16 protein-coding genes are annotated in these 13436 nt (G+C 64.0%); 12 read left to right on the top strand and 4 right to left on the bottom strand.

What is annotated here, in order from left to right:
• The first annotated feature begins 164 nt into the window (after positions 1-164).
• The 5 genes from ureE (at position 165) to DU505_RS10600 (ending at position 3311) form a co-directional block, all read left to right on the top strand.
• A complete protein-coding gene (gene ureE, locus DU505_RS10620) occupies positions 165-689 on the top strand; it encodes an urease accessory protein UreE (protein ID WP_114478959.1) in 525 nt (174 codons plus the stop codon).
• Entirely contained in the window at positions 679-1413 is a 735-nt protein-coding gene (locus DU505_RS10615; RefSeq protein WP_114478958.1) for an urease accessory protein UreF, read from the top strand. The genes ureE and DU505_RS10615 overlap by 11 nt, the downstream gene beginning before the upstream one ends.
• Positions 1414-1444: 31 nt before the next feature.
• Positions 1445-2077, top strand: coding sequence for an urease accessory protein UreG (ureG, locus tag DU505_RS10610; RefSeq protein WP_114478957.1), 633 nt, complete (start codon positions 1445-1447; stop codon positions 2075-2077).
• Positions 2078-2137: 60 nt separating this feature from the next.
• Positions 2138-2734, top strand: a complete 597-nt coding sequence (locus DU505_RS10605) for a HupE/UreJ family protein (protein WP_114478956.1) — start codon at positions 2138-2140, stop codon at positions 2732-2734.
• 352 nt (positions 2735-3086) lie between these two features.
• Positions 3087-3311: a LapA family protein gene (locus DU505_RS10600; RefSeq protein ID WP_114478955.1), complete on the top strand. Its 225-nt coding sequence runs from the start codon at positions 3087-3089 to the stop codon at positions 3309-3311.
• Positions 3312-3338: 27 nt separating this feature from the next.
• On the opposite strand, the gene DU505_RS10595 is transcribed toward DU505_RS10600, so the two are convergent.
• Complete coding sequence (locus tag DU505_RS10595; RefSeq protein WP_245947881.1) at positions 3339-4262, bottom strand: YihY/virulence factor BrkB family protein; 924 nt, start codon at positions 4260-4262, stop codon at positions 3339-3341.
• Positions 4263-4754: 492 nt separating this feature from the next.
• Positions 4755-5798, bottom strand: a complete 1044-nt coding sequence (locus DU505_RS10590) for a serine hydrolase domain-containing protein (protein ID WP_245947880.1) — start codon at positions 5796-5798, stop codon at positions 4755-4757.
• Positions 5799-5958: 160 nt separating this feature from the next.
• Here DU505_RS10590 and DU505_RS10585 point away from each other — a divergent pair, with 160 nt between their 5' ends.
• The 7 genes from DU505_RS10585 to dcd all read left to right on the top strand — a co-directional run bounded on the left by DU505_RS10585 (position 5959) and on the right by dcd (position 11425).
• The gene (locus DU505_RS10585) at positions 5959-6633 is read left to right on the top strand and encodes a polyamine aminopropyltransferase (RefSeq protein ID WP_114478952.1); all 675 of its coding nucleotides are present in this window, start codon (positions 5959-5961) and stop codon (positions 6631-6633) included.
• Position 6634: 1 nt separating this feature from the next.
• Entirely contained in the window at positions 6635-7243 is a 609-nt protein-coding gene (locus tag DU505_RS10580) for a hypothetical protein (protein WP_114478951.1), read from the top strand.
• A 75-nt stretch (positions 7244-7318) separates the two neighbouring features.
• Entirely contained in the window at positions 7319-7732 is a 414-nt protein-coding gene (gene arfB / locus DU505_RS10575; protein ID WP_114478950.1) for an alternative ribosome rescue aminoacyl-tRNA hydrolase ArfB, read from the top strand.
• A gap of 54 nt (positions 7733-7786) precedes the next feature.
• Positions 7787-8539: an RNA pseudouridine synthase gene (locus DU505_RS10570; protein ID WP_220250618.1), complete on the top strand. Its 753-nt coding sequence runs from the start codon at positions 7787-7789 to the stop codon at positions 8537-8539.
• A gap of 113 nt (positions 8540-8652) precedes the next feature.
• Positions 8653-9807: a coiled-coil domain-containing protein gene (locus DU505_RS10565; RefSeq protein WP_114478949.1), complete on the top strand. Its 1155-nt coding sequence runs from the start codon at positions 8653-8655 to the stop codon at positions 9805-9807.
• 150 nt (positions 9808-9957) lie between these two features.
• Positions 9958-10761 carry an iron-sulfur cluster carrier protein ApbC gene (gene apbC, locus DU505_RS10560; protein ID WP_245947898.1) on the top strand — a complete coding sequence of 268 codons (804 nt, stop codon included), beginning with the start codon at positions 9958-9960 and terminating at the stop codon, positions 10759-10761.
• A gap of 97 nt (positions 10762-10858) precedes the next feature.
• Positions 10859-11425: a dCTP deaminase gene (dcd, locus tag DU505_RS10555; RefSeq protein WP_114478947.1), complete on the top strand. Its 567-nt coding sequence runs from the start codon at positions 10859-10861 to the stop codon at positions 11423-11425.
• Between the two features lie 155 nt (positions 11426-11580).
• Here the strand turns inward: dcd and purN are convergent, their stop codons facing one another.
• Complete coding sequence (gene purN, locus DU505_RS10550) at positions 11581-12339, bottom strand: phosphoribosylglycinamide formyltransferase (RefSeq protein WP_114478946.1); 759 nt, start codon at positions 12337-12339, stop codon at positions 11581-11583.
• Positions 12336-13412: a phosphoribosylformylglycinamidine cyclo-ligase gene (gene purM / locus DU505_RS10545; RefSeq protein WP_114478945.1), complete on the bottom strand. Its 1077-nt coding sequence runs from the start codon at positions 13410-13412 to the stop codon at positions 12336-12338. Before purM ends, purN begins: the two co-directional genes overlap by 4 nt.
• Between the last annotated feature and the right edge of the window lie 24 nt (positions 13413-13436).

Here is a 13436-nt window from a genome sequence, read left to right as displayed (position 1 = left end):
GTCGGAAAGACGGCACATCCCTGTGCCGGCTTTCCTCGATCTTCTTCCCTGAAGATCGACCGCGTCGTCTCGACCGTGCTGCCAGCGGTCGTGCGAGGTGGCTCGGCGGGGCCCGACTTGTCGCCTGCTTGGTTCAGAGGCCTGAATTCAACGAGGCGATTTCAATGCTGAAACTGACCGAACGCCTGGGGCCCATCGCGGCCGACCAGGCCAGCGACACCCTGACGCTGCCCTTCGAGCTGCGCATTCGCGGCCGGCTCAAGGCGAAAAGCGATGCCGGCCGCGAGCTCGGCCTGTTCCTCGACCGGGGCCCGGTGCTGCGCGACGGTGAGGGGCTGCGTGCCGAAAGCGGCGAGATCGTGCGCATCAGGGCGGCCATCGAACCGGTGGTCACGGCACGTGTAACCGCCGGCCTGCCGCTGGCGCGGCTGGCCTACCATCTGGGCAATCGCCATGTGCAGCTGGCTCTGGGCAGCGATGATGCCAGGCCCGACCAGGGCTGGGTGCGCTTCCCGCCGGACCATGTGCTGGAGGAACTGGCCGAGCTGCTGGGGGCGACCCTTGAGCGGCATCAGGCACCGTTCGACCCCGAGCCCGGTGCCTACGCCCAGGCCGGCCATGCCCACCACCATGGCCATGACCATCAGCACAGTCACTCCCACGGGCATGGTCACAGTCATGCGCACTGAGCAGTCAACGGTGGCGGGGCAGGGAGGGGGCGATGACCTGGCCCTGCTGGGGCTCCTGCAACTGGTCAGTCCGGCGCTGCCCATCGGTGCCTTCGCCTTCTCCCAGGGCCTGGAGAGTGCCTTCGAGCTGGGCTGGGTCAGCGATGAGGCGAGCCTCGGCGAGTGGCTGGAAGGGGTGCTGGAGGACGGCCTGACCCGATGCGAACTGCCGGTGCTGGCGCGTCTTCAAACGGCCTGGGCGGCAGGCGATGGCGAAGCGGTGGTCGAGTGGGACCGGTGGCTTGCGGCCAACCGCGAAACCGCCGAGCTGGCGGCGGAAGACGCGCGCCTGGGGGCTTCGCTGATCCGGCTGCTGGGTAGCCTCGACCTGTTGCCGAATTGTCCTGAGAAAAGCCCTTCGGGAGCGTTGCCCGCGCTGCCGCCGGGGGCCGGCTACGTGACGGCATTCGCCTGGACGGCCCATGTCCGTGGCGTGCCGGTGCGGCAGGCGCTGCTCGGCTTCGCCTGGGCCTGGCTGGAGAACCAGCTGGCGGTGGCCTGCAAGGCGCTGCCTCTTGGCCATACCTCGGCCCAGCGGCTGGTAGAGCGGCTGCGCCCGGCCCTCGTGACGGCGGTGGATGAGGCGCTGGCCGTGGAGGAAGACGAGCTGGGGCCTGTGCTGCCTGGCCTGGCGTTGGCCAGCGCTCTACACGAAACCCAATATTCGCGGCTGTTTCGCAGTTAGCAGGATAGGACAATCCTAGAGGAGGTATCACATGACACACTGTTTACGCATCGGCGTCGGCGGCCCGGTGGGTTCCGGCAAGACGGCACTGCTCAAGCAGCTCTGCCTGGCGCTGCGTGACCACTACGATATTGCCGTGGTCACCAACGACATCTATACCCGCGAAGATGCCGACTTCCTGCTCAAGCACGATGCGCTGCCGGCGGATCGCATTCTCGGGGTGGAAACCGGCGGCTGCCCGCACACCGCCATCCGCGAGGACGCCTCCATGAACCTGGCGGCCATCGACGACCTGCAGGCTCGTCATCCCGGCCTGGAACTGGTGCTGGTGGAGTCCGGCGGCGACAACCTGTCGGCCACCTTCAGCCCCGAGCTCTCCGATCTCACCCTCTATGTGATCGACGTCTCGGCCGGCGACAAGATTCCGCGCAAGGGCGGGCCCGGCATCACCAAGTCGGATCTGCTGATCATCAACAAGATCGATATCGCCGAGCAGGTGCATGCCTCGCTGGATGTCATGGAGCGGGATTCGAAGAAGATGCGTGGCGAGCGCCCCTTCGTCTTCACCAATCTCTATGACGGGGTGGGGCTCGAGACCATCATTCGCTTCATTCTCGACCGCGGCATGCTGCCGGAGCGCCGGCCCCAGGCCGCGGCCGTCTGACAGCCGACGTCCCATCATCGCCTCACCATTGTCCAAGTCATCGCTCAGGAGAACGCTCTCATGATGTCAGCTCTTTCCCCCGCCACCCGGGCGGCCTTGGCCGCCGCGCCAGCCCTGTTGCTGACGGCCGGCCTGGCCGTTGCCCACTCCGGTCATCACCACGAGGGCGGCTTTGCGGCCGGCCTGAGTCACCCGCTGCTGGGGCTCGACCACCTGCTGGCGATGCTGGCCATCGGCCTCTGGAGCCTTCGCCAGTCTCGCCCGCTGCGCCTGGGGGCGCCCCTGCTCGCGGCCGGCGGCATGCTGCTGGGTGCCGGACTTGCCTGGGGTGGCCTGGCCCTGCCCGGCGTCGAGTTCGGGATCGCCCTGTCGGTGCTGCTGGCCGGTGTGTTGATCGCCGCCCTGGTCAAGGTGCCCAGTGTGCTTGGTGCCGGGGTGGTCGTGCTGTTCATGCTGTTTCACGGCCATGCTCACGGCAACGAGATGCCCCACGGCGTCTCGATGCTCGCCTACCTGGCCGGTTTCACCCTGTCCACGCTTGCCATTACCTACGCCGGTCGCTGGTTCGGCGGCATCCTGATGACCCGCGAAAGCCGTCTCGTGCGTGGCCTCGGGGTCGCCATAGCTGCTGCCGGGGCACTCTTCGCCCTGGGTTGATCCACGTGCTTTAGGGAAGCGCTGAATAATCGGCGAGCGGGATGAAGCACAATGCGCACGGAGCAAAGACCCGAGCGAAGCGACAAACAGCCGTAGGCTGGCCCCGAAGGGGCGAGAAGCCGAAGGCTGCGAGTCAACCGGAGCCTATGGGGTATAGGTGAGGATTTCGCGTACCGCGCAACGCAGTGATTCGCACGCGCAGACATTTATGCAGTGTTTCCTTACCCTGCGGCCACCCGGGAAGCCGGATGGCCGCTATCCGCATGTTGACGGCTGGTGGTTGGAAGCAGGAAGTTGACAGGCGACGCGCCTGGGCTCAGCTTGAAGGAGTCCGATTCGACGGAGAGCATGCATGGATAAGCTGCTGCTGGCGGTCAAGATTTTGATTGCGGCGTTGGTACTCATTCTCGTAGTACAGAATATCGTCATGGTTGAAGTGCGATTCCTGACCTGGAGCCTCAGGTTGCCCATGGCAATACTCCTGGTGGTCATCTACCTGCTGGGTATGCTCACTGGCAAGAGCCTGTGGACGCTGATCCGGCGCCTGCGCTCCGATCGTTCGCGTCGACCCGGCTGATAGAAGGACGCTACTCGCGGACGTTTCTCAATCCACGTGGGTGACAGCTTCCCGGCGTGGGTCCAGGTGCCACGGCAGTCCTCGACGCGCGTTGTACTCCAGTTCGGCAATCACCTGGGCGCCGAGCAGCAGGATGATCGCGCCCACCTCCAGGCTCAGCAATACCACGACAAGGGCGGCCAGCGAGCCGTAGACGATGTTCACGTAGGAGAAATTGACGAAGTAGTACACCAGCAGCAGACGCACACCTTCCCACAGCAGCGCTGCCACGAAACCTCCCACCACGGCACGTCGCAGCGCGATCTTCACCACCGGCAGCACCTTGTAGATGGCACTGAAAAGAATGAATACCCCGAGAAAGCTGAACAGGTTGAGTAGCGGCACCGACAGGCCGGCGAAAGGCATGTTGCGGCCGACTACCGCGAGCCAAAGGGCATTGATGGCTTCCGCAAGGGTGGCAAGCAGGGTCAGAGCCATCAGGCCGGTGCCCAGTACCACCATGAAGGCGTAGGGCAGTAGCACTGAAACCCAGATGCTACGCCCCTTGTGTGGGTCTGGGGTATGAAAGATGATGGCCAGCGCATCTTCCAGCATGCGAAAGGCGAAGGAACTGAACAGCAGCAGTACCAGTATGCCGAATAGCCCGATCGCGTCGCGAGAGTCGAGAAGGGCGCGCACCGCATCCATCAGCAGTTCGGCGTGAGCCGGGGCGAGGTGGAGTGCCTGTACGCTGAGCACGTCGAGCAGCATCTGTTCATGCACCACCTGGGTCAGCAATACCGTCAGCAGGGCGAACAGGGGAACGATGGAGAGCAGGATATTGTAGCCAACTCCACCGGCCAGGAGGATGCCCCGGTTGCGCAGGAAGGCGCACAGGACTCGCCAGAGAAAGCCCCCCATCTGTGGAAGTAGTACGAAGACGACGTTCCGCTTAGTGCGTACTCGAGACATGCGCTTGCCGTCCTTGTGCCCAGTTCGCTGTTACTAACCGTCAGCAGCGGGTTTGCCTTGTACCCTCATGCTACTCCTCTGTCACCGTCCTGCTACGCTTCTCTACCTGAGATGCCCTCAATCTCTGTTAAAGGTATTAGGCGATGCGATAATCGACAACTGCCGCATGCCTGTCCTCAGCTTCGCTGGCTGAAACCAGCAGATTCGCTACAATGGAAGCTGACGAAGAGGTGAGATTCGTCACATACGAACCCTTCCATCCTGCCAGCAAGGAGTGCTGAATGCGCAATATCATTTATATCATCGGTTTGATCGTCGTGGTCCTCTTCATTCTCTCGATGCTTGGGCTTCGCTGAGCTGAATATTCACTGAGCGGAAAGCGACCGGACAGCAGGCCGGGGCAGTGTCATCTGAGCCAGATGTCTCGATCTGGCCCCGGCCTCAGGCTTGTCTATCGTGACGCAATTGCTGTTTCCCTTGCTCTTGCCCCATTCACCCGTCGCTCACCAGGGTGTCGACCAGCCGATTCAGCCGGTGCTGAAAACTGCCGCCCGGTGAGGGCGGCATGGGATCGGCGGTGATGGCGATCGTCAATTTCCTGTCGGGAATCACATAGAGCGCCTGGCCACCGTAGCCACGGCCATAGTACGCCCGTTCGCCGCCTAGATGAGTGACGAACCAGCCATAGCCGTAGCCGTCGTTGGTCCAGGGCGAGGTGCCTCGGGGCGTCCACGACGCGTCCACCCAGCCTTCAGGCAACACGCGCGTACCATCCATCACGCCATCGAGACGGTAGAGCTCGCCAACCTGTATCAGCGCCTGGGGTGACAGCTGCATGTCATTGCCGCCGAAATGGATGCCTTGCGGATCGCGGGGCCAGTCGGGAATGGTGATATCCAGGGGTTCCCCCAGCCACCGCCTGGCCAGTGCCAGGGTGCTGTCGTCGCCAGCCTGGGCCAGAGCGGCAGAAAGCAGGTGACTCGAGCCGGTCGAGTAGAGCATCCGTCCGCCTGGCTGGTCGACGAAGGGTCGGGTCAGGACATCCTCTACCCAGTTGGCGCTTGCCACCCAGGCGCCATAGTTGGATCCGGAGGTGCGCTCGAGCCCGGCCTGCAGAGAGAGCAGGTGCCCAACGGTGATCTCGTCCACTCGCGGGTCGGTGCCGCCAGGCACCATGGGGCCAAGCAGTTCAACGATGGGCTGATCGACGCCCTCGACGACGCCCTGTTCGATGGCGGCGCCTACCAGCGCTGCAAGCACGGTCTTGGAGAGAGACTTGATATTGGCCGGTTGGTCGCTTCCGGGCCCGGCATAGGTGCGCTCAAGTACGATCTCTCCATCCTCGGCGACGACCAGGGAATGCAGGCGCGTGATCTCCCCGGCCTCTGTTTCCAGGCGCTGGAGAGAGCCCTGGCCCAGCGGCTGAAAACCGGCTTCGCTCGCGAGTGAATGGCAAGTCGCCGTCAAGGCCAGCATAATGGTGAGGAGTATCGGATACCGTTCGGGTAGCCGCCGCCGCGTTCTCGCTATTGTCATGTTTCCTTCCTCTCGCTCGCCGCACCGGTGCCGAAGTACTTCCGGTCCGAGTTTCGAGCCGGGGTAGGTTGATTGGTTCCCCCCGCTGGAGACCTTCCGGTTGAGGGGTGCCTGGCATGACTGCAGCCAGTGCGCGTTCCCACCTGGCCAACGAGGCAACATGGCTAAATTCGAAGTGATCGGTACGGCCAGCATCCCTGGAAAGGGCAGTGAGCTGCGCCTGCTGCAGCGCAATGACGAGTTCTCCATTCGTATCGCCGGCAGCCCAGGTGAGCTGATGAATACCCGCCTCCACGGATCCGAGGATGCGTTGGCCGAACTGGCCTGTCAGCGTATCGCGGATCGCGCCGGTATCCGGGTATTGATCGGTGGCCTTGGCATGGGATTCACGCTGGCGGCCGCACTACGCTCGCTACCCGACAGCGCCGAGGTGGTCGTCGCCGAGCTGGTTCCCGGCGTCGTCGACTGGAACCGGGGCGCGCTGGGAGCCGCTGCCGGCTATCCGCTGAACGATCCTCGCACCGTCGTCAGCCTTGGCGATGTCGGCGAACTGCTGCGCCGGGAGCCTGGCGGCTTCGACGCCATCATGCTCGACGTCGACAATGGCCCCGAGGGGCTGACGCGTAAAGAAAACGACTGGCTATACTCACCGCAAGGCCTCGCCGTCGCCCAGGAGTCGCTGCGGCCAGATGGCGTGCTGGCGATCTGGTCGGCGGGGCAGGACCCCGCGTTCAGCGAGCGGCTGCGGCGAGTCGGTCTCCTTGTGGAAGAGATCACGGTACGTGCCCATCGGCCGGGGAAAGGAGCCAAGCACAGGATATGGCTGGCTAGTTGATATGCATCCATTCGTGGTCACATGGCGCCTGTTCTGGCTGCTGCTGGTTGTCCTGCCGATGTCCGGCTGTACCGGACGCGTCATGCCGCCTGCACCGGCAGAGCTCTCCCAGCCGCTGGACGTCTACCTGCTCGATCACGGTCGGCATGCCAGCCTGGTCCTGCCAGTGGAGGAGGGTGGCATGGTGCGTTACAGCTATGGCGAATGGCGATGGTATGTGGAAGGGCGCCGCCACTTCCTGGCGGGCGCCGCGGCAATGCTGGTGCCGACCGCCAGTGCACTGGGACGTGGCGTTTACGAGGACGTGACGGGGCCCGGCGACTTTTCGCGGTTGGCGCCGGAAGGCCTGATCCGGACCTATCCGCTCCGGGCGGAGGCATGGCGGGTCAGGGCGCTGCAGCGCCGACTCGATGCGCATTTCTCGGGTGAGATCGAGCCGGTATACAGTGAAGAATTCGGCCTCCATTTCGTGCCGCACCCGCGAGCCTACTGGGCAGCCCACCAGTCGAACCTGGTGGTGGCGGGATGGCTTCGCCAGTTGGACATCGATATACAGGGTATTCCCTGGTACTCCCGCTGGCGGATCGAACCGCCGCAGGACGCCCGCTGACCGCCGGTGCGCATTCGTCCGGTCAACATTCACGTTGCCCCACGCTTTGGCGTGATGCGGCATAAGGTAGGAAACATGCTGGAACTTTCTCGTCAGGTCATCCTTGCCGACCACGAAATCGACATGCAGGCGGTGCGTGCCCAGGGCGCGGGGGGCCAGAACGTCAACAAGGTGTCGACGGCCATTCACCTGCGCTTCGACATTCGCGCCTCCAGCCTTCCCGAAGGCTTCAAGGAGAAACTGCTGGCGCTCAACGACCAGCGCATCACGCGTGACGGGGTGGTGATCATCAAGGCTCAGGCGCACCGAACCCAGGAGCGGAATCGAACCGAAGCGCTCGGTCGACTCAAGGCCCTGATCAAGAGCGTGATGTACGCACCCAAGAAGCGGGTCGCGACCCGTCCGAGCAAGGGGGCGAAGCAGCGCCGACTGGACAGCAAGAAGAAGCGCGGCAAGCACAAGGCCATGCGCGGCAAGGTGGAAACCTGAGCACTCGCCGGCCGATATTGCGTCGCCTTCCATTCATAACCTTCGAGATATCTCATGACCGCTGCTGATACCGCTGCACCCACGCCATCCATCACCGAACGGCTGTCCAAGCGGCTGGCGCGACAGTTGCCATGCTCACGCCGCGAGGCGGAGCTCTACATTGCCGGGGGCTGGGTGACAGTCGATGGCGACGTCGTGGAAGAGCCGCAGTTCAAGGTCGCCGAACAGCGTGTCGAGCTGCGTCCCGGCGCCAGGGCAAACGAAATCCCGCCGGTCACCCTGCTGGTGCACGCGCCCGCCGGCCTCGCGCTTCGTGACCATACGGAATGGGTTCGGGAACTGGTTGCCTCGGGAACGCACTGGCAGGACGATCCCACCGGGCTGACTCCGCTCAAGGCGCATTTCCGTGGCCTGCAGCCGATGCTGACACTGGAGGAGGGCGCCTCGGGGCTGCTGGTCGTGACCCAGGACCGCCGTGTGGTGCGGCGGCTGGATGAGGATACGGCGCGGCTCGAACAGGAGGTCGTGGCTGAAGTCGACGGCACGCTTGGCGATGAGCAGTTGGAGATACTGCGCCAAGGTAACGTTGAGCCAGGCAGGAAGCTCGCGCCCTGCAAAGTCAGCCGGCAGAGCGAAACCCATCTACGCTTTGCTGTGAAGGGGATGGTGCCAGGGCAGATTGAAGCGATGTGCTCGAGCGTCGGTTTGACGGTGCGGGGACTCAAGCGCCTGCGGATCGGCGGGGTGTCGTTGGGGCGTGTGCCGCCGGGGCAGTGGCGTTATCTGAAGACCGGCGAGCGTTTTTGAGCCGTTGCAGCCTCCTTTCCCCATCGGTGATGCCTATGTATGCTGAATTATGACGCTACGCGTTTGCTATCGCTCGATGGCAGACAACCTTTACCAGAGAGAGGGTCTTGCCCATGTCGGAAAATACCCAGAGCCCACTTTACAAGGATAATCGAGTCAAGGCCCTGGTGGCCGTGGCGCTGCTTGCGGTGATCTGGGCGATTTTCGCCCACAACAGTGCCGGCAACCATCGCGATCGCAGTGTAGCTCTCGAGGAGCAACTGGCAGCGGTACAGGATGAGCGCCAGCAGCTGGCTGCCCAACTGCAGGAACGCGACGCAGCAGGAGAGGACATCGAAGCCATGGAGGCCCGTCTGGCCCAGCTCAACGAGGAGCGGCAGGCTACCGAGGCGGCAATGGCCGATGAGCAGCAGGCAGTCCGCAGCCAGATCGATCAATTGGAGAACGAAGCGGCCGAGGCCGAGGGGCAGCTGGGTGAGCTGCAGGAACGGCGGGCAGCCTTGACCTCTGACATCGAGACCCGTCAGTCCGAGATAGCCGAACTCGATGAGGCGGCTACGCAGCTGCGTGACGAGTACGAGGCTGTCGACCAGGCTCGCGAGGACGCTGACGCGGCACGTCAGGATGCCGAGGGCGCTCGCCAGGAAGCCGAGGCTTCTCGCCAGGCTGCCGAGGAGGAGCGTCGAGAGGCGGAAGTGGCTCGCCAGGAAGCCGACGAGGCCCGCGAGCAGGCCGAAGCCGACCTGACCGCCATCCGCGAGGAAGCGGAATCCGCCGAAGAGCGACTGGGTACCCTGAATAACGCGATCGAAGAGCGCGAGGCGACCCTGGAGGCTCTCGAGAATGATATCGAGGCGCTCGAGGCCTGGCGGGACGAGGTGGAGCGCGAGGTCGGCGAGGCCCGTGACCAGCGTGACGAATCAGCAGCCGAGGTCGAGGAGGCGCGTGCCGAGCGTGACGCCCTGAGGGAAGAAATCCAGAATGAGCGCAACGAGCTGGCTCAACTGGAAGAGCAGGCCGATCGTCGCCAGCAACAGCTCGAGCGCCTGGAAGGCCAGCTCGGCGAGTGGCGCAGCGAACTGGACGATCTCGAGCTGCGCTTCACCGATCAGGAGGGAGCGCAGCAGCAGGAGCAACAACAACAGCAACAACAGCAACAGCAACAGCAACAGGGGCAAGATGAGACCGAGCAGGCCGAAGAGGACGACCAGGCCGAGGACGAGCAGTCAGCGGAAGAGCCGGCCGAGGAGGAGGCCGAGCAGTCCTGAACCGGCTTCCATGCACTGTCAAGCGGCGAGCCTGGCTCGCCGCTTGTCGTTTGACAGGGTGTCGTTTCACAGGTCGTGAGCGCGATATAATGTAGAGTGTTTGCTCAACCCAACCGCAGAGACACCCATCAGCACAAGGAGCGAGTCGTGATCGAAGGGGTCAAGCATATCGTCGCCGTGGCATCCGGCAAGGGCGGGGTGGGGAAGTCCACCGTCGCCGTCAACCTGGCCCTGGCCATGGCCGCGGAGGGGTATCGTACCGGTATCCTTGACGCCGATATCTACGGGCCGAGCCAGGCCCAGATGCTCGGCGTGGCAGAGGGGGTGAGACCGCAACAGGCCGGTGAGAATCGCTTCACTCCGTTGGAGGCCCATGGGCTGCAGGCCATGTCGATGGCCTTCATGGTGGATACCCGCGAGCCCATGGTATGGCGCGGCCCCATGGTGGCTGGCGCCTTTCAGCAGCTGCTGACCCAGACGGCCTGGGACAATCTCGATGTGCTGTTCATCGACATGCCGCCGGGAACTGGCGATATCCAGTTGACCCTGGCGCAGAAGGTTCCCGTCGACGGTGCCGTGATTGTGACCACGCCACAGGACATCGCCCTGCTCGATGCGCGCAAGGGCATCGAGATGTTCCGCAAGGTCAACGTGCCGGTGCTGGGCGTCGTCGAGAACATGAGCTTGCATGTCTGCACCCAGTGCGGCCATGCCGAGCCGATCTTCGGCGAAGGCGGCGGTGAGCGCATTTCGGCGGAATACGAGACCCGCCTGCTGGGCCGCCTGCCGCTGGCCCTGTCGATTCGTGAACAGGTGGACGGTGGGCGTCCGACGGTGGTTGCCGATCCGGACGGCGACGTGACCGCCACCTTCCGTGCCATGGCCCGCCAGATCGCGGAGCAGGTCGAAGGGCAGCAGGCCGATGACGGGCCAAGCATCTCCTTCAGCGACTGATTCAGTGACTGGGCGCGGCACGCATCCGTGACGCCTGAGGCAGGGGCCGCTATCATGGCGGCCCCGATTCGTGATTTGACATCATCAGGACGACCCCATGAGCATCAAAGCCGACAGTTGGATCCGCCGCATGGCCGAGCGGGAGGGCATGATCGAGCCCTTCGAGGCCGACCAGGTTCGCTACGTCAACGACCAGCGGGTGATCTCCTACGGTACGTCCAGCTACGGCTACGATGTGCGCTGTGCCGACGAGTTCAAGGTATTCACCAATATCCACTCGGCGATCGTCGACCCGAAGGCATTCGATGAAAAGAGCTTCGTCGACATCAAGGGAGATGTCTGCGTCATCCCGCCCAACTCCTTCGCCCTGGCACGCACCGTCGAATATTTCCGTATCCCGCGGAGCGTGTTGACCATCTGCCTGGGCAAGTCCACCTACGCCCGCTGCGGCATCATCGTCAATGTGACGCCGCTGGAGCCGGAGTGGGAAGGGCACGTGACCCTGGAGTTCTCGAATACAACCAATCTGCCGGCCAAGATCTACGCCAACGAAGGCGTGGCCCAGATGCTGTTCCTGGAGTCGGACGAGATCTGCGAGACGTCCTACAAGGACCGGGGCGGTAAATATATGGGGCAGAGGGGGGTTACTCTGCCGCGCACCTGAGGCGCAGCGCCCCAACAATGATCCTTTCTACCGACGTTGCCACACCGCTGTAGGAGCATCTTTAGATCGCGACTGGAGGCCGCAGGCCTCCCGGCGGTGTCGCCGATGCTGGCGTTCACCGCCAGCGCGGCGGCCTCTGCCAGGCGCCTGGGTGTCTACTCTTCGTCCAGTTCCTCGTCGAGCTCTTCCGCCGCATCGGCATGGGAGAGACGCAGCCCCTGGGGCGGCAGCCGGGTGCCGTCCAGGGTCGCGCCGTCGCCCTCCAGTCGCAGGCGGCCTTCCAGGAACCACTTCACGGCGATGGGGTAGATCAGGTGCTCCCGGCTATGTACCTTCTGCTGGAGGCTGTCCTCGGTTTCCCCCTCGACGATGTCCACGGCGGCCTGGATCACCACCGGCCCGCTGTCGAGCTCCTCGGTGACGAAGTGCACGCTGCAGCCATGTTCGGCGATACCGTCGGCAAGCGCCTTGGCGTGGGTATTCAGCCCCTGATAGGCGGGCAGCAGCGAGGGGTGGATATTGAGCATCCGCCCCAGATAGCGCTGCACGAAGCGCGGGGTCAGGATGCGCATGAAGCCGGCCAGTACGATCAGGTCGGGCTGATGGCGATCGATGACCTTGATCAGGGCGCCGTCGTAGGCCTCGCGGCTGTCGTACTCCCGGTGCGGCAGGGCCACCGCATCGATGCCGGCATCTCGTGCCCTCACCAGGCCATGAGCATCCGCCACATTGGAAACCACCGCCACGATCTCACCGCCGAGTTCATCATGACTCTGGGCATCGATCAGCGCCTGCAGGTTGCTGCCACTGCCCGAGATCAGCACCAATACCCGCCGAACCTCGCTGGGCTCGGGGGTAAAGTCGTTCAGGGTGTCGCTCTGGGGTGCGTCGTGTGTGAAGTCGGGATCGCTCATGCCTTGAGGTTCTCCAGCCGCACGGCTTCCTCGTCCTTTGGGCGGGCAGTGATCTCGCCGATGCGATAGACGGTCTCGCCCTGAGCCTGGAGGTGGGCACGGGCCTTGTCGGCCTGATCGGCGGGAACCACGACCACCATGCCGATGCCGCAGTTCAGCACCCGGTGCATCTCGTGCTCCTCGACGTTGCCCTGCTCCTGCAGCCAGTCGAAGACCTTGGGCCGGGTCCAACTGGCGACGTCGATACGAGCGCTGAGGGTATCGGGCAATACCCGCGGGATATTCTCCAGCAAGCCGCCGCCGGTAATGTGAGACAGCGCATGGACCGCCACGCCGCTCTCCTTGATCAGCGACAGCAGCGGCTTGACGTAGATCCGGGTGGGGGCGAGCAGGGCATCGCCCAGGGCCTGGCCGTCCACGGCGATATCGAGGGAGGCACCGCTTACCTCGAGGATCTTGCGGATCAGCGAATAGCCGTTGGAATGGGGGCCCGAGGAGGCGATGCCGAGCAGCACGTCGCCCTCGGCGACTTTGCTGCCGTCCAGGATCTCGGTCTTCTCGACCACGCCGACACAGAAGCCGGCCAGGTCGTAGTCGCTGCCTTCGTACATGCCGGGCATCTCGGCGGTTTCGCCACCGACCAGGGCGCAGCCCGAGCGCTCGCAGCCTTCGCCGATACCGGTGACCACGTCTGCGGCGATGTCCACATCCAGCTTGCCCGTGGCATAGTAGTCGAGGAAGAACAGCGGTTCGGCGCCGGCCACCACCAGATCGTTGACGCACATGGCGACCAGATCGATGCCAATAGTGTCATGCTTACCCAGGTCCATGGCGAGACGCAGCTTGGTGCCGACGCCATCGGTACCGGACACCAGCACCGGTTCGCGGTAGCCGGTTGGTAGCTCACACAGAGCGCCGAAGCCGCCTAACCCGCCCATCACTTCCGGGCGCATGGTACGTTTGGCAACACCCTTGATACGGTCGACCAGGGCGTTTCCGGCATCGATGTCGACACCGGCATCCTTGTAGCTGAGCGGTGCCTTGGACGGCTGGGCGGAAGTGGAGTCGGTCATGGCCTGTCCTGTATAAAATCGCGG

The sequence above is a fragment of the Billgrantia montanilacus genome (assembly GCF_003336675.1).
Taxonomy (GTDB): Bacteria; Pseudomonadota; Gammaproteobacteria; order Pseudomonadales; family Halomonadaceae; genus Halomonas; species Halomonas montanilacus.
The sequence above is the reverse complement of the archived record's forward strand: the minus strand, read 5'-3'. Positions and strand labels throughout refer to the sequence as shown.

Bases quoted from the DNA above. Each gene is read 5' to 3' on its own strand.
- ureG (WP_114478957.1), top strand. From the start codon at position 1,445: ATGACACACTGTTTACGCATCGGCGTCGGCGGCCCGGTGGGTTCCGGC.
- dcd (WP_114478947.1), top strand. From the start codon at position 10,859: ATGAGCATCAAAGCCGACAGTTGGATCCGCCGCATGGCCGAGCGGGAG.
- DU505_RS10570 (WP_220250618.1), top strand. From the start codon at position 7,787: ATGACCGCTGCTGATACCGCTGCACCCACGCCATCCATCACCGAACGG.
- ureE (WP_114478959.1), top strand. From the start codon at position 165: ATGCTGAAACTGACCGAACGCCTGGGGCCCATCGCGGCCGACCAGGCC.
- purN (WP_114478946.1), bottom strand. From the start codon at position 12,339: ATGAGCGATCCCGACTTCACACACGACGCACCCCAGAGCGACACCCTG.
- DU505_RS10605 (WP_114478956.1), top strand. From the start codon at position 2,138: ATGATGTCAGCTCTTTCCCCCGCCACCCGGGCGGCCTTGGCCGCCGCG.
- DU505_RS10595 (WP_245947881.1), bottom strand. From the start codon at position 4,262: ATGTCTCGAGTACGCACTAAGCGGAACGTCGTCTTCGTACTACTTCCA.
- purM (WP_114478945.1), bottom strand. From the start codon at position 13,412: ATGACCGACTCCACTTCCGCCCAGCCGTCCAAGGCACCGCTCAGCTAC.
- DU505_RS10585 (WP_114478952.1), top strand. From the start codon at position 5,959: ATGGCTAAATTCGAAGTGATCGGTACGGCCAGCATCCCTGGAAAGGGC.
- DU505_RS10580 (WP_114478951.1), top strand. From the start codon at position 6,635: ATGCATCCATTCGTGGTCACATGGCGCCTGTTCTGGCTGCTGCTGGTT.
- DU505_RS10600 (WP_114478955.1), top strand. From the start codon at position 3,087: ATGGATAAGCTGCTGCTGGCGGTCAAGATTTTGATTGCGGCGTTGGTA.
- arfB (WP_114478950.1), top strand. From the start codon at position 7,319: ATGCTGGAACTTTCTCGTCAGGTCATCCTTGCCGACCACGAAATCGAC.
- DU505_RS10590 (WP_245947880.1), bottom strand. From the start codon at position 5,798: ATGACAATAGCGAGAACGCGGCGGCGGCTACCCGAACGGTATCCGATA.
- DU505_RS10615 (WP_114478958.1), top strand. From the start codon at position 679: ATGCGCACTGAGCAGTCAACGGTGGCGGGGCAGGGAGGGGGCGATGAC.
- DU505_RS10565 (WP_114478949.1), top strand. From the start codon at position 8,653: ATGTCGGAAAATACCCAGAGCCCACTTTACAAGGATAATCGAGTCAAG.